Source organism: Mesorhizobium sp. P2_B5 (assembly GCF_056404775.1).
In genome coordinates this window covers 315,754-336,399 of record NZ_JBFUDJ010000003.1, presented here as the reverse complement: position 1 = coordinate 336,399, position 20,646 = coordinate 315,754, and the positions used below count along the sequence as shown (strand labels likewise).

Annotated in this window: 19 protein-coding genes; 10 read left to right on the top strand and 9 right to left on the bottom strand. The window is 62.5% G+C overall.

Annotated elements, in window-relative coordinates:
- Positions 1-39 precede the first annotated feature (39 nt).
- On the top strand, positions 40-750 hold the full coding sequence (locus tag AC1D1N_RS14360) for a purine-nucleoside phosphorylase (RefSeq protein ID WP_436259789.1): 711 nt from the start codon (positions 40-42) through the stop codon (positions 748-750).
- 126 nt (positions 751-876) lie between these two features.
- Here the strand turns inward: AC1D1N_RS14360 and AC1D1N_RS14355 are convergent, their stop codons facing one another.
- Positions 877-1,179 carry a ribbon-helix-helix domain-containing protein gene (locus tag AC1D1N_RS14355; protein ID WP_112561515.1) on the bottom strand — a complete coding sequence of 101 codons (303 nt, stop codon included), beginning with the start codon at positions 1,177-1,179 and terminating at the stop codon, positions 877-879.
- 222 nt (positions 1,180-1,401) lie between these two features.
- Between AC1D1N_RS14355 and AC1D1N_RS14350 the strand changes: the two genes are divergently transcribed.
- The 3 genes from AC1D1N_RS14350 to AC1D1N_RS14340 all read left to right on the top strand — a co-directional run bounded on the left by AC1D1N_RS14350 (position 1,402) and on the right by AC1D1N_RS14340 (position 4,031).
- Positions 1,402-1,797, top strand: coding sequence for a VOC family protein (locus tag AC1D1N_RS14350; RefSeq protein WP_477349229.1), 396 nt, complete (start codon positions 1,402-1,404; stop codon positions 1,795-1,797).
- A gap of 81 nt (positions 1,798-1,878) precedes the next feature.
- Positions 1,879-2,409, top strand: a complete 531-nt coding sequence (locus AC1D1N_RS14345) for a gluconate 2-dehydrogenase subunit 3 family protein (RefSeq protein ID WP_112561517.1) — start codon at positions 1,879-1,881, stop codon at positions 2,407-2,409.
- 50 nt (positions 2,410-2,459) lie between these two features.
- A complete protein-coding gene (locus AC1D1N_RS14340) occupies positions 2,460-4,031 on the top strand; it encodes a GMC family oxidoreductase (RefSeq protein ID WP_477349227.1) in 1,572 nt (523 codons plus the stop codon).
- A gap of 68 nt (positions 4,032-4,099) precedes the next feature.
- Here AC1D1N_RS14340 and AC1D1N_RS14335 read toward each other — a convergent pair whose 3' ends face one another.
- Positions 4,100-6,013, bottom strand: coding sequence for a PhoX family protein (locus AC1D1N_RS14335; protein ID WP_477349225.1), 1,914 nt, complete (start codon positions 6,011-6,013; stop codon positions 4,100-4,102).
- A 120-nt stretch (positions 6,014-6,133) separates the two neighbouring features.
- Positions 6,134-6,529, bottom strand: a complete 396-nt coding sequence (locus tag AC1D1N_RS14330) for a hypothetical protein (RefSeq protein WP_477340223.1) — start codon at positions 6,527-6,529, stop codon at positions 6,134-6,136.
- A 311-nt stretch (positions 6,530-6,840) separates the two neighbouring features.
- Here AC1D1N_RS14330 and urtA point away from each other — a divergent pair, with 311 nt between their 5' ends.
- The 6 genes from urtA (at position 6,841) to AC1D1N_RS14300 (ending at position 13,200) form a co-directional block, all read left to right on the top strand.
- The gene (gene urtA / locus AC1D1N_RS14325) at positions 6,841-8,151 is read left to right on the top strand and encodes an urea ABC transporter substrate-binding protein (protein WP_477349223.1); all 1,311 of its coding nucleotides are present in this window, start codon (positions 6,841-6,843) and stop codon (positions 8,149-8,151) included.
- Positions 8,152-8,256: 105 nt separating this feature from the next.
- On the top strand, positions 8,257-9,873 hold the full coding sequence (urtB, locus tag AC1D1N_RS14320) for an urea ABC transporter permease subunit UrtB (protein ID WP_477340221.1): 1,617 nt from the start codon (positions 8,257-8,259) through the stop codon (positions 9,871-9,873).
- Positions 9,870-11,102, top strand: a complete 1,233-nt coding sequence (urtC, locus tag AC1D1N_RS14315) for an urea ABC transporter permease subunit UrtC (RefSeq protein ID WP_477349221.1) — start codon at positions 9,870-9,872, stop codon at positions 11,100-11,102. The genes urtB and urtC overlap by 4 nt, the downstream gene beginning before the upstream one ends.
- Before the next feature lie 4 nt (positions 11,103-11,106).
- Entirely contained in the window at positions 11,107-11,853 is a 747-nt protein-coding gene (urtD, locus tag AC1D1N_RS14310; protein ID WP_477349219.1) for an urea ABC transporter ATP-binding protein UrtD, read from the top strand.
- A 69-nt stretch (positions 11,854-11,922) separates the two neighbouring features.
- Entirely contained in the window at positions 11,923-12,618 is a 696-nt protein-coding gene (gene urtE, locus AC1D1N_RS14305) for an urea ABC transporter ATP-binding subunit UrtE (RefSeq protein ID WP_013895283.1), read from the top strand.
- 405 nt (positions 12,619-13,023) lie between these two features.
- Entirely contained in the window at positions 13,024-13,200 is a 177-nt protein-coding gene (locus AC1D1N_RS14300) for a hypothetical protein (protein ID WP_112561526.1), read from the top strand.
- A gap of 55 nt (positions 13,201-13,255) precedes the next feature.
- On the opposite strand, the gene AC1D1N_RS14295 is transcribed toward AC1D1N_RS14300, so the two are convergent.
- From AC1D1N_RS14295 to AC1D1N_RS14270, 6 genes are all read right to left on the bottom strand, one after another.
- Positions 13,256-14,401, bottom strand: coding sequence for a GGDEF domain-containing protein (locus AC1D1N_RS14295; RefSeq protein ID WP_477349217.1), 1,146 nt, complete (start codon positions 14,399-14,401; stop codon positions 13,256-13,258).
- A gap of 225 nt (positions 14,402-14,626) precedes the next feature.
- Entirely contained in the window at positions 14,627-15,430 is an 804-nt protein-coding gene (locus AC1D1N_RS14290; protein ID WP_477349215.1) for a DUF72 domain-containing protein, read from the bottom strand.
- Positions 15,431-15,454: 24 nt separating this feature from the next.
- Positions 15,455-15,925 carry a GNAT family N-acetyltransferase gene (locus AC1D1N_RS14285; protein WP_477349213.1) on the bottom strand — a complete coding sequence of 157 codons (471 nt, stop codon included), beginning with the start codon at positions 15,923-15,925 and terminating at the stop codon, positions 15,455-15,457.
- 34 nt (positions 15,926-15,959) lie between these two features.
- Positions 15,960-18,881, bottom strand: coding sequence for an excinuclease ABC subunit UvrA (gene uvrA, locus AC1D1N_RS14280; RefSeq protein WP_352586839.1), 2,922 nt, complete (start codon positions 18,879-18,881; stop codon positions 15,960-15,962).
- 759 nt (positions 18,882-19,640) lie between these two features.
- Entirely contained in the window at positions 19,641-19,898 is a 258-nt protein-coding gene (locus tag AC1D1N_RS14275; RefSeq protein ID WP_477349211.1) for a hypothetical protein, read from the bottom strand.
- 111 nt (positions 19,899-20,009) lie between these two features.
- Positions 20,010-20,618 carry an ATP-dependent Clp protease proteolytic subunit gene (locus AC1D1N_RS14270; RefSeq protein ID WP_192253728.1) on the bottom strand — a complete coding sequence of 203 codons (609 nt, stop codon included), beginning with the start codon at positions 20,616-20,618 and terminating at the stop codon, positions 20,010-20,012.
- Positions 20,619-20,646: the final 28 nt, after the last annotated feature.

Sequence of the window (20,646 nt, the reverse complement as noted above, 5' to 3'; positions counted from 1 at the left end):
CATGATTGCAGGCGAACGGCGGGTTTTGGGGAGCATGTCGTGACGCCGCACAACGAGGCAGCCAAGGGTGACTATGCCGCAACGGTGCTGTTGCCGGGCGATCCGCAGCGCGCCGAGTGGATGGCGAAGACTTTTCTGGAGGCGCCGCGCTGCGTCAACCGTCGCCGGGGCGCGCTGGGCTTTACCGGCCTCTATCGCGGTCGTCCCGTCAGCATCCAGGCCACCGGTATCGGTGTCCCGTCCTTCCTGGTCTATGTGCATGAGCTGCTGGATTTCCACGGCGTCAAAACGCTGATCCGCACCGGCACCTGCGGTGGTCTGACCCCCAACGTCCCGCTGCGTTCCGTGGTGATCTCGCAATCGGTGCGCGCCGAAAGCGAGCGAAGCGGCCAGGTCTTCGGCCTCTACGATGCTGCCGCCGGGCCCGATCCCGGCCTGTACGCCTACGCATTGGCCTGCGCCGCTCAACTCGGCATCGACTATCAGGCAGGGCTGACCATCTGCAGCGATGTATTCTATCACCCGGAAGGGCGCGCTCGATTCGCTGAAGCACAGACGCTTGGCGCGCTCGCCGTCGACATGGAAACCAGCGCGCTCTACCGCCTCGCGGCGCATTTCGGCGCCCGCGCGCTGTCGCTGCTGACCGTCGTCGACAATATCGTGACCGACGAGCTAACCGCCTATTCCGAACGTCAGGCTTTGTTCACCGACATGGCGCGGCTCGGGCTCGAGGTTGCGGCCGAGGGATAAGCAATTCCAGGAAAAGTGTGAAACGGTTTTCCCGGGAAAAGCGCGTTGCGCTTTCCCTAGGGAATTGCGTCAAACAAAAACCTGGAGCGGTTCGGCGTTTCCGCGAAACGATGAACCGCTCCAGCTTCAGGCGGCTTGGCGCTTCGGCGTCAGCTCATCCATGTCAGGCCGGTGACCGCGCAGATAGAGCGCGCAGGTGGTGCGGAGCATCGAGGCGAAATTGGGAATGGCGCCGTTGATCTCGATCGCCTCGTCATAGAGTTTCGAGATGAATTTCGGCGTCGTCAGGCCCTGGCTGTCGGCAATCTCGTCCAGCAATGCCCAGAATGTCGCCTCAAGCTGGATGCTGGTCGAGTGTCCGTCGATGCGTATCGACCTGTTGATCTGTCGGTAGCCTTCCGGATCCTGCCCGGCAAAAACCCTGCACATTCCTTCCTCCCATATTGTTGGTTTTGGGCGCAGTGAGTCGCGCCTTCAAGCATATATTTGTGCGAGCCATTTTCTGCCGGAAAGCCGCAAACGGCAATCGGACTTTCGTCTTTAGGCCCCGGGCATAGCAGTGATTGCAAAATTAGCCGTGGTAACCGGCTGCCACCACCTTTCGCGCATGCCGCCCATAATCGCCTCCAGCATGCAGCGACGGAGACTGATTTGGCGAAAGCGATCCATTCCATGATCCGGGTCCTCGAGGAGGCCCGATCCGTCGATTTCTACAGAAACGCTTTCGGGCTCGATATCGCCGACAGGCTGGATTTCGAGACATTCACGCTGATTTACCTCGCCAGCGCCGAAACCGGGTTCGAGCTCGAACTCACCGTGAACAAGGGCCGCACCGAGCCTTATGCGCTTGGTGACGGTTACGGTCACCTGGCGGTCTCGGTCGCTGATCTCGACAGCGAGCACGACCGCATCGGCGCGCTCGGCCTCAACCCCAAGAAGATCGTCGAGTTCAACCGCGATGGGTCGCTCATCGCCCGCTTTTTCTTCATCGAGGACCCCGACGGCTACAAGATCGAGGTTCTGCAGCGTGGAGGGCGCTTCCAGTAGGGGATTATTCCGCCGCGTTCAGCCGCGCGACGCCAGCAACGGTGCTCTTCAAGGGCGCAAATAGCAAGCAGGGAGGAACAAATGGTCACGATCTATGACGGGAAGCCTGGGCTCTCACGTCGTGAACTTCTCAAGCGCGGTGGCATCGGCGCGCTGCTCGTCATCTCCGGCAGCGCCGTCATCAGCCCCGAAAATGCCTGGGGGCTCGAGACATCGGCGCTCAAGCCCGAAACCATGGCGACGCTGATCCAGATGGCGCGCGACATCTATCCGCACGATCAGGTGCCCGACAAATACTACGCTATCGCCGTGAAGGGCCATGACGAGCAGGCCGGCAAGGACGCCGCCTACAAGACGATGATCGAAGACGGCATTGCCGACCTCGACAAGAAGTCGGGCGAGGGCGGCTATCGCGGCCTCGGCTGGGAGGAGCAGCGCGTCGCCGTGCTGCAGCAGATCGAGGCGACGCCGTTCTTCCAGTCGATTCGCGGCGGCCTCGTCGTCAGCCTCTACAACCAGCAAGAGGTGTGGCCGATCTTCGGCTACGAGGGCGAGTCCTACTCCAAGGGCGGCTACATCGCGCGCGGTTTCGACGACATCGAGTGGCTCTAGAGCCCCTGTCGTTTTGGACCCTCGCAAACAGGAATTCATGGGAGGAAACCATGGCAGCTTCATTTGATCTCAAGAACGACAATGTCGTCGTCATCATCGGCTCCGGCGCCGGCGGTGGCACGCTCGGCAACGAACTCGCCCAGAAGGGCGTCGATGTCGTCATCCTCGAGGCCGGCGCCCGCCACGAATATGAGGATTTCATCAACGACGAGTGGGGCTCCTTCAGCCAGCTTGCCTGGACGGACAAGCGCACGACGTCCGGCGACTGGCGGGTGTCGAAGGATTTCCCCAATTTGCCGGCCTGGATCGTCAAATCGGTCGGCGGCTCGACCACGCACTGGGCCGGCGCCTCGCTGCGCTTCCAGGAGCATGAGTTCAAGACGCTCTCGACCTATGGAAAGGTGGAAGGCGCCAACCTGCTGGATTGGCCGGTCACGCTGGCCGAGATGGAGCCCTACTACGCCAAGGCCGAAGCCAAGATGGGTGTCACCGGCACCAATAACTGGCCGCGACTGCCCGGCAACAACAATTTCAAGGTGCTGAAGGCCGGCGCCGACAAACTCGGCTACAAGGAATGTCATACCGGTAACATGGCCATCAACTCGGTCGAGCGCGACGACCGCAACTCCTGCCAGCAGACCGGTTTCTGCTTCCAGGGCTGCAAATGGGGCGCCAAATGGTCGACGCTCTATACCGAGATCCCCAAGGGTGAGGCGACAGGTCATCTCGAAGTCAGGCCGAATGCCATGGCGATCAAGATCAACCACGACGCTTCAGGCAAGGTGACCGGCGTCGTCTATGCCGACAAGGACGGCAAGCTGCAGGAACAGAAGGCCCGCATCGTCGCCGTCGCCGGCAATTCGATCGAAAGCCCGCGCCTGCTGCTGAACTCCGAGTCAGCGAAATTCCCCCACGGGCTTGCCAATTCGTCGGGACAGGTCGGCAAGAACTACATGCGCCACACCACCGGCTCGGTCTACGCCATCTTCGACAGGCCGGTGCACATGTATCGCGGCACCACCATGGCCGGCATCATCCGCGACGAGGCGCGCCACGATCCCTCGCGCGGTTTCGTCGGCGGCTACGAATTCGAGACGCTGTCGCTCGGTCTGCCGTTCATGGCTGCCTTCCTCAATCCCGGCGGATGGGGCCGTTCCTTCACCACCGCGCTCGACCACTATGATCACATGGCCGGCCTGTGGATCGTCGGCGAGGACATGCCACGCGAGGAAAACCGCATCACGCTGCACAAGGACGAGAAGGATGCGCACGGCATGCCGATCGCCGACGTGCATTTCGATGACCATCCCAACGACACGGCGATGCGCAACCACGCCTACAAGCAGGCCACAGCGCTTTACGATGCGGTTGGCGCGACGCGCTCGTTCCCGACGCCGCCCTATCCCTCGACTCACAATCTCGGCACCAACCGGATGAGCGAGAAGGCGGAAGACGGCGTCGTCAACCAGCACGGCCAGGCGCACGACATCAAGAACCTGTTCGTGTCGGACGGCAGCCAGTTCACCACCGGTGCGGCCGAAAACCCGACACTGACGATCGTGTCGCTGGCGATCCGCCAGGCCGAATACATAGCGTCGCAAATGTCGGCCAAGACGATCTGAGCCGTCCTCCCGGACCGCTACGCGGAACGCGCATGGGCGCGTTCCGCACTTTTATCTCCCGAGATTGACTAGGCGCCGACCGGCTGCCCGTCCTTGCGGCGGATGGCGACGACGGACGGCCGCGGCAACTGGCCGTCTTTGAAATCGGGCCACAGCGTCTGCACCTTGTCGAGCGTCTCGGCGTCTTCCGCAGGGTGCTGTACCGACAGGAACAGCGTGGTGCCGTCCGGCGTGAAGCACGGGCCGGTTGCTTCCGCGCCATGCGGGCAAGTGAACAGCAGTTTCGGCAGGCCGCGCGCGGCACCCTCGGTGTCGACGCCATAGACGCCGTCCGGCAGGTCGAAATCATTGGCGCCGTCGGTCGCCACCCACAGCCGCCCGGCCGGATCGAAGGTGATGTTGTCGGGGCAGACGAACCAGCCATTGTCCGACGTATCGGGATGGAAGGTCGCGCCGACCTTGGCATCCCTGGGATTGCCACAGAGCACGAACAGGTCCCAGGCATACTTTTCCGCCGTGTGGTCGGCATCCGCGCCGCGGCCGCCGGGCGGGATCAGCTCGACAATATGGCCCCAGAGGTTTTCCGGCCGCGTGTTGGCCGGATTGACCTTGGACTGGTCGCGCTTCTTGTTCTTGGTCATCACCGCATAGACGCGGCCGGTCACCGGATTGGTCTCGATGTCCTCGGGCCGGTCCATCGGCGTGGCGCCCAGCGCGTCGGCCGCAAAACGCGTCTTCAACAGCACTTCGGCCTGGTCGGCAAAACCGTTCTCGGCAGTGAGCTTCCCCTGGCCATGCACCAACGGCAGCCATGTCATCGAGCCGTCGGCATCGAAGCGGGCGACCGACAGCACGCCCTCGTCGAGCAGATCGGCGCCTGAGGCCGGGTTGGCCTTGTCGTAGGCTTTTGCCGAGACGAAGCGGTACATGTATTCGAAATAGTCGTCGTCACCCATATAGACGACGACGCGGCCGTCCTTGTTGAGGACCACGGTCGACGCCTCATGCGACATGCGTCCGAGTGCAGTGCGCTTTACCGGCTTGGACTGCGGGTCGTAAGGGTCGATCTCGACCACCCAGTCGAAGCGGTTGGCCTCGTTCGGCTCCTTGTCGAGGTTGAAGCGGTCGTGGAAGCGGCCGCGGCCATAGATGTCGGAGCCGTCGAAGCCGTAACGGTCGAGCAGTTCGGCGGTCGGCGCCTTCTTCGGGTCGCCGCCGAAAATGTCCGACACGCCTTCCTCGCAGGTCAGCACCGTGCCCCAGGGGGTGAAGCCGCCGCTGCAGTTGTAGCTGGTGCCGAGCACCTTGGTGCCGGTGGCGTCGGCTGAAGTCATCATCAAGGCATGGCCGGCGGCCGGCCCGGAAACGGTCATTTCGGTGTTGGCGGTGATGCGGCGGTTGAGCGGGCTGTCGGCCACGGTCTCCCACTTGCCGTCCTTCAACTGCACTTCGACGATCGAATGGCCCATCGCGGCCATGCCGAGATCGACCTGTTCCTTGGTCATCGTCTTGCCGGCATCGTCCTCGGTCATCCCGGGAAACATCACATTGGGCGAGATGTATTCGTTGTTGACGCAGAGCAGGCCGTGGTCGGAATTCACCGTGCCCTTGGGCAGCGGCATGAAGGCGATGTAGTCGCAATTGTAACCGAAGCGTTTCTCCTGCTCGTCGGCGGCGACTTTGTTGCCGTCGAACTCGGCGAGGCCTGCGGCAAGCGGGTCGCCCCAGCGCGCGACGATGGTCGTCTCATAGCCCTCAGCGGCGGCATGGGTTTTGTCGTAGACCCGCTTCAGCTCGGGAAAGCCGAGCGTCGACTGCGCTGCCGCGGCATGCGTTTCGCCGGCAAACAAGGAGCCGACAAAGCTGCCGCCGGCAATCAAAGCGCCGGAGGCAAGGCTGCCTTTCAAAAGAGACCGGCGCGAGACGCGCTCGGCAATGACGTCGCGGATGACGGGGGAGGATGAAGACGGTGCGTTGGCCATGGTGTCTGCCTCTCAGGGTGGATGTTACGGCGCACCGCTGCCCTAGTCTGCTTCGGCAACATCCGGATGACATGAGAGGAAGGTTTTGGCGCAAGCGATGGCGAGAGTGGTTTGCTCGGCTCAGCCCTTGGTGCAGGTCGAGGCGGTGAAGGCACCGTCGGGCTGCTTCAGGATGATGTCGAAGGACGGGGTGGTCTCGCCGTCCAGCGTCGCCTGCGTCATCGAGACGGAGTTGCCGCCGGTAGTGTAGCCGCCCAGCGGTCCCAGCCAGGTGATCTCGCCATTGGCGTTCATCTGATAGTTATAACCTTGCCGCGCGGTGCCGAACGTCACCGGGCCGGTATAGACATTGCCCTTGATGGTGATGTCACCGAGGTTGAGGAAGGCGCCGAGCAGATAGACTTCGCAGTGATAGGTGCCGTCTGGCAGCTTGCCATCGCTGAAGTCGGCGCGCGCGCCGTCGCTCGTTGCCATCAGCAGCAGGATGCCGGAAATGCAGGAGATGCGGGATGTCATCGGGTCACTCGTTTGCGGAGTGAGCTTGCCCCATTTTTGCGCCGTGCCGCAATATTGTTCGTCCGCGTGCCTGGCTGAGTTCAAAATCTAGGCACTTGACATAATTGGGCGAAAATTAGGCAAAAGCCTTGTGCGCTGCGCAAATTTCCCTCAATCAATTTTTAACCGGCTGCCTTTGATTTCTTTAGGCTAATATAACAATCGGCTGATAACGTTAGATTATTCCCCATTTCCGAGAGCCGCATTTGCGTTTGGCACGGCTGTTGCATTGCATGGTTGCGCTGCAATCAACCAGCTTGGGAGTATTCGGTATGAGGGGTAATTTCGCGACAATAACAAAAATGTTTTCGGCCGGCGTGGTCGCTGCCGGCCTGTCGATGTCGTCTTCGGCCAAGGCCGCCGAAGACACGATCAAGGTCGGCATTCTGCATTCGCTGTCGGGGACCATGGCGATTTCGGAGACGACGCTGAAAGACGCCATGCTGATGCTCATCGAAGAGCAAAACGCCAAGGGCGGCCTGCTCGGCAAGAAGCTGGAAGCGGTCGTCGTCGATCCGGCGTCCAACTGGCCGCTGTTCGCCGAAAAGGCACGCGAGCTGATCTCCAAGGACAAGGTCGCCGCCGTGTTCGGCTGCTGGACCTCGGTGTCGCGCAAATCGGTGCTGCCGGTGTTTTCCGAGCTCGACAACATCCTGTTCTATCCCGTCCAGTATGAGGGCGAGGAAAGCGAGCGCAACGTGTTCTACACCGGCGCCGCACCAAACCAGCAGGCGATCCCCGCCGTCGACTACCTCATGAGTGAGGATGGCGGCTCGGTGAAGCGCTGGGTGCTGGAAGGCACCGACTATGTCTATCCTCGCACCACCAACAAGATCCTCGAGGCCTATCTGAAGGCCAAGGGCGTCGCGGCCGAAGACATCATGGTCAACTACACGCCATTCGGCTTCTCCGACTGGCAGACCGAAGTCTCGGCGATCAAGAAGTTCGGTTCGGCCGGCAAGAAGACCGCCGTCGTCTCGACCGTCAATGGCGACGCCAACGTTCCCTTCTACAAGGAGCTCGGCAACCAGGGCATCAAGGCCGAGGACATTCCGGTCATGGCCTTTTCGGTCGGCGAGGAAGAACTGGCCGGTCTCGACACCGCGCCGCTGGTCGGCCATCTCGCCGCCTGGAACTATTTCGAGAGCGTCGACACGCCGGAAAACAAGAAGTTCATCGCTGACTGGCACAAGTTCATCAAGAACGACAAGCGCACCACCAATGACCCGATGGAAGCCCACTATATCGGCTTCAACATGTGGGTGAAGGCGGTCGAGAAGGCCGGCACCACCGATCCGGACAAGGTCATCGACGCCATGGTCGGCGTGTCCGTGCCGAACCTGACCGGCGGCTATTCGACGATGATGCCGAACCACCACATCACCAAGCCGGTGCTGATCGGCGAGATCCAGGCCGACGGCCAGTTCGAGACCGTGTCGCAGACGCCCGGCCTCGTGATGGGCGACGAGTGGTCCGACTATCTGCCTGACTCCAAGGATCTGATCTCGGATTGGCGTGCGCCTCTGTCCTGCGGCAACTTCAACGTTGCCACCGGCAGGTGTGGCGGCAAGGGCACGAACTGATCCCTCCCGGGACTGGCCGGTTCCACGGCCAGAGACCGCAAGGCGTCCGGGCGCTTCAGCCCGCCCGGGCGCCAAATTCCACCTTCCGGAAAAGTACCTGAACGGATGATCCTGTTGCGCGCTCTCGGCCTCATGCTGGTGTTCCTGATGGCAAGTCTGTTGCCGTCGAACGCAGCCGAAGCCGATCTGCGCGCCGTCATCGCCAAATTCGCCACCGGCTCAGGGTTTTCGGCGACCGAAGCCGTGGTGCGCGAGCTTGCGGCGACCGGCGATCCCGCAGTCGAACGACCGCTCGCTGCACTTGCCGAAGGTAATCTTTACATCCGCAAAGTCGATTCAGCCGTCTTCGTCGGCAATGAGGCGGGCGACAGTGTCACGCTGCTCGATCCGCTGAGCGGCGAGAGCGCCGGCGAGGCAGCCAAGGCCGATATCACCAAGATCAAGGTCAACAACACGCTGCGCCGCGTCATCCGCGATGCGCTGGGCACGCTGACGTTGCGTGCGAAAGATCCGGCTGTCCGCATTGCTGCCGCCGACACAATGTTCAAGACGCCCGATGCCGCCAACATCGAGCCGCTCGACGCGGCCATTGCCGCCGAGACCGACGCCAAGGTCAAGGCGCTGTTCGAGCAGGCGCGCGCTGCGTCGGTTCTGGTCTCCGACAAGCCCGAGGCCGACAAGCTTGCAGCCATTGCGCTCATCGGCGCGCGCGGCGACCGCAACGCGCTGTCGCTGCTCACGTCGGTCGAGGCCAACGCGCAAGGCGCGCTCAAGGACGCGGCGAGCGCTGCGATCGCCAGCATCAATTCGAGCCTGGCGCTGTGGGATGCCGGTCAGAACATCTGGTACGGCATATCGCTCGGCTCGGTGCTGCTGCTGGCGGCCATCGGCCTTGCCATCACCTTCGGCGTCATGGGCGTCATCAACATGGCGCATGGCGAGATGGTCATGCTCGGCGCCTACACCACCTTCGTCGTGCAGCAGGTGATCCGAACCTCGTTCCCCGGCCTGTTCGACTGGTCGCTGGTCATTGCGTTGCCGCTCGCCTTCCTGGTTGCCGCCTCTATCGGCCTGATCATCGAGCGCGGCGTCATCCGCTTCCTCTACGGCCGGCCGCTGGAAACGCTGCTCGCGACCTGGGGCGTCTCGCTGGTCCTGCAGCAGGCAGTGCGCTCGATCTTCGGGCCGACCAACCAGGAGGTCGGCAATCCCTCCTGGATGTCGGGCTCCTTCGATGTCGGCCAGCTCGCCATCACCTGGAACAGGCTGTGGATTCTGGTCTTCGCGCTCACCGTCTTCGGTGTGCTGCTCTATGTCATGAAGCGCACGCCCTGGGGCCTGCAGATGCGCGCCGTCACCGCCAACCGGCGCATGGCCGCCTCGATGGGTATTCGGACGCCCTGGGTCGACGCGCTGACCTTTGCGCTGGGCTCCGGCATTGCCGGCATCGCCGGTGTCGCGCTCAGCCAGATCGACAATGTCTCGCCCAATCTCGGCCGCGGCTACATCATCGACAGTTTCATGGTCGTCGTCTTCGGCGGTGTCGGCAATCTGTGGGGCACGCTGGTCGGCGCCTTCTCTCTCGGCATCGTCAACAAGGTTTTGGAGCCCTATGCCGGCGCCGTGCTCGGCAAGATCGTCGTTCTGGTCCTCATCATCCTGTTCATCCAGAAACGCCCGCGCGGCCTGTTTGCGCTCAAGGGCAGGGCGGTGGAAGCATGATCACAGGACGCTTCTTCGCTGCCGGCGCGGACCGCCGCATCGCCATCACCATCTTCATCCTGTTGGCCGCCGCCATCATCGTGCCGCTGCTCAACCTTGCGGTGTCGCCGACCAGCGCCTTCTACATCCCGCCCTATATCGTGGCGCTGACCGGCAAATATCTCTGCTACGCATTGCTTGCCTTGGCGCTCGATCTCGTCTGGGGCTATTGCGGCATCCTCTCGCTCGGTCACGGCGCCTTCTTCGCGCTCGGTGGCTATGCGATGGGCATGTATCTGATGCGCCAGATCGGCTCTCGCGGTGTCTACGGCAATCCGATCCTGCCCGATTTCATGGTGTTCCTGAACTACAAGGAATTGCCGTGGTTCTGGTATGGCTTCGATCATTTCTGGTTCGCCGCCGTCATGGTTCTGTCGGTGCCTGGCCTGCTAGCCTTCGTCTTCGGCTGGTTCGCCTTCCGCAGCCGCGTCACCGGCGTCTACCTCTCCATCATCACCCAGGCGATGACATACGCGCTGCTGCTCGCCTTCTTCCGCAACGATATGGGTTTTGGCGGCAACAACGGCCTGACCGATTTCAAGGACATTCTGGGCTTCAACGTCCAGGCCGATGCCACCCGCTCGGCACTGTTTGCCGCCAGCGCGGTGATGCTGGCGCTCGCCGTCTTCATCACCTGGGCGATCGTCGGCTCCAAATACGGCAAGCTCTTGATGGCCGTGCGCGATGCCGAAAGCCGCACGCGCTTCCTCGGCTGGCGGGCGGAAAATGTAAAACTGTTTGCCTTCACCGTCTCGGCTGTCATGGCGGGCATTGCCGGCGCGCTTTACGTGCCGCAGGTCGGCATCATCAATCCCGGCGAGTTCGAACCATCCAACTCGATCGAAGTGGTGATCTGGGCCGCCGTCGGCGGGCGCGGCACCATCGTTGGCCCGATCGTCGGCGCGCTGCTCGTCAATGCCGGCAAATCCTGGTTCACCGGCGTGCTGCCGGAATTCTGGCTGTTCGCGTTGGGCGGCCTGTTCGTCGCCGTCACCCTGTTCCTGCCCAAGGGCATCATCGGCATGTGGGATTCCTGGCGCGGCAATGCCAAGGCGATGCGGGCAGCCGCGATCGCTGAGGAGGCTGGCACCGATCCTGAGGCCCCGCCGCCTGCGAAGATCGTCCGCGCCGCAGCGACAAGGCCGGGCGACTGGTCTACGTCCGGCCCCGAACCGCAGCCGGCGGAGTAGAGCGATGTCGAAGTCCAACACCATCCTCTATCTCGACGGCGTCTCGGTCTCCTTCGACGGTTTCCGCGCCATCAACAATCTGTCGCTTGTGCTCGACAAGGGCGAGATGCGCGCCATCATCGGCCCCAACGGCGCCGGCAAAACGACGATGATGGACATCGTCACCGGCAAGACGCGTCCCGACGAGGGCGACGTGTTCTTCGACGGCCAGGTCGACCTGACCCGGCACGACGAGGCCGAGATCGCCATGATGGGCATCGGCCGCAAATTCCAGAAGCCGACCGTCTTCGAAAGCCACAGCGTCGAAGACAATCTGATGCTGGCGCTCAAGGGGCCGCGCTCGATCTTCCCGGCGCTGTTCCATCGCCGCTCGGCCGCCGAGGCGCGGCAGATCGACGACATCCTCGGCGTCATCCGGCTCGGCGACAAGCGTCACGATCTGGCGGCCAATCTCAGTCACGGTCAAAAGCAGTGGCTGGAGATCGGCATGCTCTTGGCGCAGGACCCGAAGCTGCTTTTGGTCGATGAGCCGGTGGCCGGCATGACCGATGCCGAGACCGAGGAAACAGCGCGCCTGCTCAAAGACATAGCGCGTGACCATTCGATCATCGTCGTCGAGCACGACATGCATTTCGTGCGAGAGCTCGGCGTCAAGGTCACCTGCCTGCATGAGGGCTCGGTGCTGTCGGAAGGGACGCTTGATTTCGTCTCGGCCGACGAGCGGGTCGTCGAAGTCTATTTGGGGAGATGAGCATGGTGTGGCGGGTGCAATTCCATCGCTTCGATCTGTCTTTCCTCCGCTTCTGGAAAAGGCGCTGACATGCTCGAAGTTTCCAACGCCACACTCCACTACGGCGCCGCCCAGGCGCTGCGCGGCGTGTCGCTGAAGGCGGGTGCCGGCAAGATCACTTGCGTGCTCGGCCGCAACGGCGTCGGCAAGACCAGTTTGATGAGATCGATCGTCGGCCACCACCGGCTGACGAGCGGAAGTGTTGCCTTCGAGGGGAAGGCGCTCGACCGGAGCGCGGCGTATGATCGCGCCCGGTCGGGCATCGCATTCGTGCCGCAGGGTAGGGAGATCTTTCCCCTGCTGACGGTACGCGAGAACCTGGAGTCCGGTTTTGCGCCGTTGAAGCGCGCCGACCGCAATGTGCCTGCGCATGTCTTCGAACTGTTCCCGGTGTTGAAGCAGATGCTGGGACGCCGTGGCGGCGATCTCTCCGGCGGCCAGCAGCAGCAGCTCGCCATCGGCCGGGCGCTCGTGATGCGGCCGAAACTGCTGGTGCTGGACGAGCCAACCGAAGGCATCCAGCCCTCGATCATCAAGGACATCGGCCGCGCCATCCGCTATTTGCGCGACCAGGCCGGCATCGCAGTGCTTCTGGTCGAGCAATATCTCGATTTCTGCCGCGAGCTCGCCGACGAGGTCAACATCATGGACCGCGGCCAGATCGTCCATACCGGCCCGGCCGAAGATCTCGACAGGGCGGATGTCAGGAAGTTTCTGACGGTGTAGGTGACGGGAGAATGACCGGTCTCTCGGCGGCGAGCCGCAACCGCGGCGATTAGGTGGAGCCATCCCATCCCTTCGTCATCCTGGGGCGAAGCAAGGAGCGCAGCGACGCGGCGCAGACCCCAGGATCCATGCCGTGACATCTGCCCAAGACCGCAGCGGTGCAGAATCGGTCCCTTTGCCCGGCGCGTCGGTTCTGTGCGCCTACTCAACACTGGCACCCGCAATACTGCATGCTAGTCTTTGTCAGGCCCCGGTGAGTCGGCCGCTTCCGTATCAGTCTGTAGCAGATGGAGGGAATGCGCTGGCTCAGCCTGCAAGTTCCACGCAAGCAAGCCACCCTAGCTTTCCCTCGCAGTTCTGATTGTCGGTCAATGCGTCCAGATAATCTTGCCAGGAGAATAGGCTATGGAACGGTTCGTCGAGGACCACCAGAAACGACGGCTGACAGAGCGCGTCGACATCATCACCGCCATCAACATTCTGCGCTCGCAAGGCTACCAGCAGGATGAGTTGATCGGCGAAATCACCAAGGTTTTCTACGTCGATCTCGATACCTACAACGAGATCGTCCTGGCGGCCTGACCGCTCAGATCGACATGTGTTGAGATTCAGGTCAGGCCGGCTGAATCGGCACAGCCTACCCGGCGCGCCGGAATGCGAGCACCCGGTTGCGGCCGCCGCGCTTGGCGCCGTAGAGCGCCTTGTCGGCGGCGCTGAGCACCTTGTCGAACTTGGTGCCGCCTTCGCTGCCGAAGGCGTACCCGGCGCTGACCGTGCAGGCCAGCAGGCGGGTCTCGGTATCGATCCGGCGCGAGGCAAAACTGGCCCGGATGCGCTCGGCTAGGAATTCCACCTTTTCGGGCAAGATGCGATCGAGGACCAGCGCAAATTCCTCTCCGCCCATGCGCGCGGCGACGTCGCCCGGCTGGAGATTGGCGGTCAAATCCTTGGCGAACAGTTTCAGCACCTCGTCGCCGGTGGCATGGCCGAACTCGTCGTTGATGGCCTTGAAGCCGTCGAGATCGAACACGATCACGGCGGTGAAGACGCCCACCGGCGTCTTGCCATGCAGGTCGAACAGAGCGCGTCGGTTAAGCAGGCCGGTCAGCGGATCGGTCAGCGCTTCGCGACGGTGATGCTGCGCCAGGCGTCCCTGGTTGAGCGCCAGCGACAAGGCGCCGATACCGGTCATGCAGGCAATGACGACGATCAGGCTGAGATCCTCGGCCCAGTTGCTCGGCGCATGGCCGAGCACCAGCCTGCCATCCCAGACGAGCACCCCGGAGCACAGCACGAAGGATATTGCGGTGGCCGTGTAGAGCCCGGCAATACCGATGATCGGGGCCGGAAACTCGGTGCGCCCCTTCCAGTATTCATAGGCTGTCGCAAACAGGAGCAGCGCGGCAAAGGCATTCTCCAGCATGAAGCCTAGACCGTCATAGCCAAGCGCCATTGGCGGCAAGGCGATCGCCAGCGAGACGCCGGCGCCGATGGCGATGCGCGGCAGCGGCGAGGCGCCGGTCGTGAATTGGTGGGCCGCGCCCAGCATGGTCGCGAAGCCGAGCAGCAGAAAGGTAAAGCTGGCTAGGCCGAGCAGGCGTCCCGGCGTGTCGATATAGGCCTGGTAGGCGAAGACGTCGGCGACGATCAGAAGCACGCTGACCGCCCATGTCAGCAGGAATTTTTCCGAGCGCGCGGTCAGCCAGATGCCGAACAAAGTCATACCGAGGCAAGCGGCGGAAAAACCGACAGCCAGCAGAAGGGAATTGTAGTCGAGCGACATGCCCTCGTCCTTGCCCGCGGCGACCTGGCTCCTGCAACCGGGCCGGACCGGATTCATGCAGCAAGGAGGTATCGATAAGGTTACGATGGCGGGGAAGATACCACGTTTCGCTTGATTTAGAGCAATTCTGGGTTGAAACACTCTTTCGCGTCCAAGCGTCCGGAATCGCGTCAAACCAGAGATTTAGAGCGGTTAGCCGTTTCCGCGAACTGCTAGGTCTGTACGTCAGCTCACCCGCTTCATCAGAGCCATGGCGCCGAACGGTGCGCGCACCTTGCCCTCGGTGATGAAGTAGGCGAACACGTCGCGCGGCTTCACCGGCGCCTCGACGGACGGATCGGCGCGCCGCAGATCGGCCGGCTGCTTGCCTTCCGCCCAGGTTTTCACCCGTGCCGCCCATTCGTCCAGGCTTTTCGGCGTATAGCAGTCGGGATTGTCGTCCGAGCCGGCCTGCAGCCGCACATAGATGAAATCGCCGGTGATGTCGGCAATGTCAGGGTATTTGGCATGGTCAGCATAGACAATCGCCGCCTTGTATTTGCGAGCGAGTGCGGCAAATTCCGGCACGATGAAACTGTCGTTGCGCACTTCGAGCGCATGGCGAAGCGCCACCCCATCCTGCTTTTCCGGCAGCAGTTTCAGAAAAGCCTCGAAATCGTCTGCATCGAACTTTTTCGTCGGCGCGAACTGCCACAGGATCGGGCCTAGCTTGTCGCCAAGCGCCGCGACGCCGGAGCTGAGGAAGCGCGTCATGGATTCGCCGGCTTCGCCGAGCACGCGGCGGTTGGTGACGAAGCGGTTGCCTTTCAGCGAATAGACGAAACCGTCCGGCGCTTCGCTCGCCCATTTGACGAAGGTCGGTTCCTTGAAGCTGGAATAGTAGGTGCCGTTGACCTCGATGCTCGGCACCTGCCGGCTGGCATAGTACAGTTGCTTGGCCTTCGAAAGCTTGTCCGGATAGAAGGAGATATCCCAGGGTTCGAAAGTCCAGCCGCCCATGCCTGCGCGGATTGTCCCGGATTTGCTCATATCGTCCTCCCAAATTCAGAAAAATCAGGCCGCCGTGCCCGCGCCGACAGGTTTTGTCATGTCGACCACCGTCCATCCCGGCCGGTGGGGATTGGCACGGCGGCCTGTTTCCTGGAAGCCATAGGCCGTGTAGATCGAAATGTTCCGCTCCATACGCGAATTGGTGTAGAGCCGAACCTCCGGAACGCCCCACGACCGCGCCTGTTCCTCGGCGAAGTCGAGCTGCGCGGTGCCGAGTTTCTTGCCTTGGAAAGCGGGAGAGACCGCAACGCTGAAGATCATCGCATGATCGGGATGCCGCTCGATGACGATCAGCCCGGCAAGATCCGCGCCGCTCTCCAAGAGCCAGACCTCACCGCGCTCGATGCGTGGCGTGTAATCCTCGGTGACCGGAATAGGTGGTGCGCCTAACAGCGGCGTGTAGTGCTCATAGGCGGCCTGCGTCAGCGAGACGACTGCGTCGAGATCACCGGCAAGCGCCTGTCGGAATGTCATTCAAAACTCTCCAGGCGTTCGACCGGTCTGCCTACTATTCCGCCGCTTCGCGCTTGCCTCCGGGGCGCCGCTCCAAAAGTTCCTTGAGGAACTGGCCGGTATAGCTGCGCTTTTCGCGCACGATGGCTTCCGGCGTACCCTGGGCGACCAGTTCGCCGCCGCCGTCGCCGCCTTCGGGGCCGAGGTCGAGCACCCAGTCGGCGGTCTTGATCACTTCGAGATTGTGCTCGATGACCACCACCGTGTTGCCCTGGTCGACCAGTTCGTGCAGCACTTCCAGAAGCTTGGCGACGTCGTGGAAATGCAGGCCGGTTGTCGGCTCGTCCAAGATGTAGAGCGTCTTGCCGGTCGCCTTGCGCGACAGTTCCTTGGCGAGCTTGATGCGCTGCGCCTCGCCGCCCGAGAGCGTCGTCGCCTGCTGGCCGATATGGATGTAGCCGAGGCCGACCTGCTTCAGCGTGTCGAGCTTGTCGCGCACGCCGGGCACGGCGGCGAAGAAATCGACGCCTTCCTCGACCGTCATGTCCAAAACGTCGGCGATCGACTTGCCCTTGAACACGACATCGAGCGTCTCGCGGTTGTAGCGCTTGCCATGGCAGACATCGCAGGTGACGTAGACGTCGGGCAGGAAGTGCATCTCGATCTTGATGACGCCGTCGCCTTGGCACGCCTCGCAGCGGCCGCCCTTGACGTTGAACGAGAAACGGCCGGGCTGGTAGCCGCGCGCCTTGGCCTCGGGCAAGCCGGCGAACCAGTCGCGGATCGGCGTGAAGGCGCCGGTATAGGTGGCGGGGTTCGAACGCGGGGTGCGGCCGATGGGCGACTGGTCGATGTCGATGACCTTGTCGAGGAATTCGAGGCCCTCGATGCGGTCATGGTCGGCCGGATGTTCGCGCGAGCCCATGATGCGGCGCGACGCCGCCTTGAACAAAGTCTCGATCAGGAAGGTTGACTTGCCGCCGCCCGACACGCCGGTGACGGCGGTGAAGGTGCCGAGCGGGATTTCGGCGGTGACGTTCTTCAGATTGTTGCCGCGCGCGCCGACGATCTTCAGCCGGCGGCCCTTCTTGGGCTCGCGCCTGATACCAGGTGTGGCCACTTCAAGCGCGCCCGACAGATATTTGCCGGTGATCGAATTCGGGTTGGCCATCACCTGCTGCGGCGTGCCCTGGGCGATGATCTCGCCGCCATGGATGCCGGCGGCCGGGCCCATGTCGACGACATAGTCGGCATGCAGGATGGCGTCCTCGTCGTGCTCGACAACGATCACCGTGTTGCCGATGTCGCGCAAATGCTTCAGCGTGTCGAGCAGGCGCGCATTGTCGCGCTGGTGCAGGCCGATCGACGGCTCGTCCAGCACATAAAGCACGCCGGTGAGGCCGGAGCCGATCTGCGAGGCCAGGCGGATGCGCTGGCTCTCGCCGCCCGACAGCGTGCCGGAATTGCGCGACAGCGTCAGATAGTCGAGGCCGACATCGTTGAGGAAGCGCAGCCGGTCGCGGATCTCCTTGAGCACCCTGACGGCGATCTCGTTCTGCTTGTCATTGAGCTGCGCCGGCAGGTCGGTGAACCATTTGTCGGCGTTGCGGATCGACTGCTCGGTGACCTCGCCGATGTGCTTTCCGGCGATTTTCACCGCCAGCGCTTCCGGCTTCAGCCGGTAGCCCTTGCAGACCGGGCAGGGCGTTGCCGACATGAAGCGCTCGATCTCCTCGCGCATCCAGGCGGATTCGGTTTCCTTCCAGCGCCGCTCCAGATTGGGAATGACGCCTTCGAACGTCTTGGTCGTCTTGTAGGAGCGCAGGCCGTCATCATACTGGAAGGTGACCTCGCGCTCGCCGGTGCCGCGCAGGACGGCTTCCTTGGCCTCTTCGGTCAGGTCCTTGAATTTGTCGCCGAGTTTGAAGCCGTAGGCTTTGCCCAGCGCTTCCAGCGTCTGCGCGTAATAGGGCGAGGTCGATTTCGCCCACGGGCTGACGGCGCCATCGCGCAGCGAGACGTTTTCGTCCGGCACGATCAGGCTGGCGTCGATGGCACGCTGGCTGCCGAGACCGTCGCAGGTCGGGCAGGCGCCGAACGGGTTGTTGAACGAGAACAGCCTGGGCTCGATCTCCGGAATGGTGAAGCCGGAGACCGGGCAGGCGAATTTTTCGGAGAACAGGATGCGCTCATGCGTCTCGTTCTTCGACTTGTTGACCGAGTCTTCGCCGGTCTGGCTGGCGTCGAGCGGCCGGTCGGCAAACTCGGCCACCGCCAGCCCTTCGGCGAGCTTCAGCGCCGTTTCGATGGAATCGGCCAGTCGTGTCGCCAGGTCGCCGCGCACGACGATGCGGTCGACGACGACGTCGATGTCGTGCTTGTACTTCTTGTCCAGCGCCGGCACGTCGGCGATCTCGTAGAAGACGCCGTCGACCTTGACGCGCTGAAAGCCCTTTTTCTGCAGCTCCAGCAGTTCCTTGCGGTATTCGCCCTTGCGGCCGCGCACGATCGGCGCCAGCAGGAACAGGCGCGTGCCTTCCTCGACCGCCAGCACCCGGTCGACCATCTGGCTGACCGTCTGGCTCTCGATCGGCAAGCCGGTGGCCGGCGAATAGGGGATTCCGACGCGCGCGAACAGCAAGCGCATATAGTCGTAGATCTCGGTGACGGTGCCGACCGTCGAGCGCGGGTTCTTCGACGTCGTCTTCTGCTCGATGGAGATGGCAGGTGACAGGCCGTCGATCTGGTCGACATCAGGCTTCTGCATCATTTCGAGGAACTGGCGCGCATAGGCCGACAGGCTCTCGACATAGCGGCGCTGGCCCTCGGCATAGATGGTGTCGAAGGCAAGCGACGATTTGCCGGAGCCCGACAGGCCGGTCATGACGATCAGGCTGTCACGCGGCAGGTCGAGATCGACATTCTTCAGATTGTGTTCGCGTGCACCGCGAATGGAAAGGTATTTATGGTCGGCCATCGCCGGTCGCCGCCTCAGATCTGGTATCAGTGGGATCGGCGGGGTTTTCCCGGCCATCCCCTATGTAGGTATTTTTGCCGCCACGTCGAGAGACGCCATACTTCTCGACCAAAGTCGTTTAACCGTCTTTCGCGTGAAGGGGCAAGTGGAAAGAACAAAGGCCGAACACGCTCCTGACAAAGCTGTGCAGAAACCTGACAAAGGTGTTTCAGAAACTGACCCTGACGTAAGCTCCCGGCGATCACATTTTTCGGTAACCGGCTATTCAAGGTTGACGCCGCCGGCTCAGGGGGGCAGTCTCTGAAGGTCAACGAAGCCGGCCGTCTTTCGATGGCCTCGCCGCCCATAGGTGGCCTGCGAGACGCCGCAGGTTTTTGCGATTTGTGCTTCGGACGACAACAAACGCAACGGACATAGGAGCGGAGCATGACGCCACCGGATAGTCCTTTGAGGCTCCACATCTCGTTGGAGCCGCGGCGGGCATAAGTGCCAGGGTTCAGCGTTTTCGCCACCCGACAAACCGTGACCTGCCATATCCCATGAAAATCAGAGACTGCTAGTCGGATCGTCGGCTGAATGCCGCGAAGCATCCGAGACAAAAGTCGGTATAACACTACCGGCAAATTGGATCTGGAATCCAAAAAAAGCCCCGACCGTTTGCGGAAGCAACGGCGGGGCTGCTCTTTTGTGCCGATATCGATGCGAGGCGGCAGCCAGATCCGGGCGGCGCCGACTTGTGCATGGAGCCTTGATTCGACCCTAACGATTGGAAGGCTTGTTTGCGCCCACCCCGACATCGACAGTGATGCTGCCGGAAATCCTGACATCGGTATCGCCGATCTTGAATGTGCCGTTCTCGCCGGCAGGCAACGCATCGTCGGGCTCAGGCTGCGGCGTCGGCTTGGCGATACGGTAGTCGCTGGTCACGCCGGGCAGGGCGCCCGTCTGCGGCTGCGATGTGCTGTTCCCGGCAAGAGCCGCGCTACCGGTCGCAGCGGTGATCGCAATGGCTGTCATCAGTCTGTTTAGGCGGTAACGCATTGCAGGACTATAGTGTCGCGCTCCATGCGAGGCCAGACCGGCGGCGTCGAAATTGACGCGACGCCGGCGCGCGTTCAATCTCGCGATCTAGGCCGCCGCCTGCTTGCGGGTGTCGAAAACATGGTCGACGAGGCCCCAGTCCTTGGCTTCGCGCGCGGTCATGAAGAAATCGCGGTCGAGCGTGCGTTCGACGTCTTCATAGGTGCGGCCGCAATGCTGCGCATAGAGCTCGGTCATCTGCCGCTTGGTGCGCAAAATGCCTTCGGCATGGCGCTGGATGTCGGAGGCCTGGCCCTGGAAGCCGCCCAGGGGCTGATGCAGCACGATGCTGGCGTTGGGCAGCGCGATGCGCCGGCCCGGCGTTCCGGCCATCAGCAGGAACGAAGCCATCGAGGCGGCAAAGCCCATGCACACCGTCGACACCGGACAGCTGACATATTGCATCGTGTCGTAGATGGCGAAGCCACTGGTCACCACGCCGCCCGGCGAGTTGATGTAGAGCGAGATCTCCTTGTCGGGATTGTCCGATTCCAGCGACAGAAGCTGGGCGCAGACCAGCGCCGACATGCCGTCATTGATCTCGCCATTGATGAAGATGATGCGCTCGCGCAGCAGCCGCGAGAAAATGTCGAAGGCGCGTTCGCCGCGGCTCGATTGCTCGATCACCATCGGCACCAGATTGGCAAAGCCGCTCATCTCATTGTCTCCGTTTGTTTTTCTTCGG

What these genes read in the sequence shown, in the direction of transcription:
- AC1D1N_RS14355 (WP_112561515.1), bottom strand. Translation starts at nt 1,179, where the DNA reads ATGTGCAGGGTTTTTGCCGGGCAGGATCCGGAAGGCTACCGACAGATC.
- AC1D1N_RS14345 (WP_112561517.1), top strand. Translation starts at nt 1,879, where the DNA reads ATGGTCACGATCTATGACGGGAAGCCTGGGCTCTCACGTCGTGAACTT.
- AC1D1N_RS14340 (WP_477349227.1), top strand. Translation starts at nt 2,460, where the DNA reads ATGGCAGCTTCATTTGATCTCAAGAACGACAATGTCGTCGTCATCATC.
- AC1D1N_RS14335 (WP_477349225.1), bottom strand. Translation starts at nt 6,013, where the DNA reads ATGGCCAACGCACCGTCTTCATCCTCCCCCGTCATCCGCGACGTCATT.
- AC1D1N_RS14330 (WP_477340223.1), bottom strand. Translation starts at nt 6,529, where the DNA reads ATGACATCCCGCATCTCCTGCATTTCCGGCATCCTGCTGCTGATGGCA.
- urtA (WP_477349223.1), top strand. Translation starts at nt 6,841, where the DNA reads ATGAGGGGTAATTTCGCGACAATAACAAAAATGTTTTCGGCCGGCGTG.
- urtB (WP_477340221.1), top strand. Translation starts at nt 8,257, where the DNA reads ATGATCCTGTTGCGCGCTCTCGGCCTCATGCTGGTGTTCCTGATGGCA.
- urtC (WP_477349221.1), top strand. Translation starts at nt 9,870, where the DNA reads ATGATCACAGGACGCTTCTTCGCTGCCGGCGCGGACCGCCGCATCGCC.
- urtD (WP_477349219.1), top strand. Translation starts at nt 11,107, where the DNA reads ATGTCGAAGTCCAACACCATCCTCTATCTCGACGGCGTCTCGGTCTCC.
- urtE (WP_013895283.1), top strand. Translation starts at nt 11,923, where the DNA reads ATGCTCGAAGTTTCCAACGCCACACTCCACTACGGCGCCGCCCAGGCG.
- AC1D1N_RS14300 (WP_112561526.1), top strand. Translation starts at nt 13,024, where the DNA reads ATGGAACGGTTCGTCGAGGACCACCAGAAACGACGGCTGACAGAGCGC.
- AC1D1N_RS14295 (WP_477349217.1), bottom strand. Translation starts at nt 14,401, where the DNA reads ATGTCGCTCGACTACAATTCCCTTCTGCTGGCTGTCGGTTTTTCCGCC.
- AC1D1N_RS14290 (WP_477349215.1), bottom strand. Translation starts at nt 15,430, where the DNA reads ATGAGCAAATCCGGGACAATCCGCGCAGGCATGGGCGGCTGGACTTTC.
- AC1D1N_RS14285 (WP_477349213.1), bottom strand. Translation starts at nt 15,925, where the DNA reads ATGACATTCCGACAGGCGCTTGCCGGTGATCTCGACGCAGTCGTCTCG.
- uvrA (WP_352586839.1), bottom strand. Translation starts at nt 18,881, where the DNA reads ATGGCCGACCATAAATACCTTTCCATTCGCGGTGCACGCGAACACAAT.
- AC1D1N_RS14275 (WP_477349211.1), bottom strand. Translation starts at nt 19,898, where the DNA reads ATGACAGCCATTGCGATCACCGCTGCGACCGGTAGCGCGGCTCTTGCC.
- AC1D1N_RS14270 (WP_192253728.1), bottom strand. Translation starts at nt 20,618, where the DNA reads ATGAGCGGCTTTGCCAATCTGGTGCCGATGGTGATCGAGCAATCGAGC.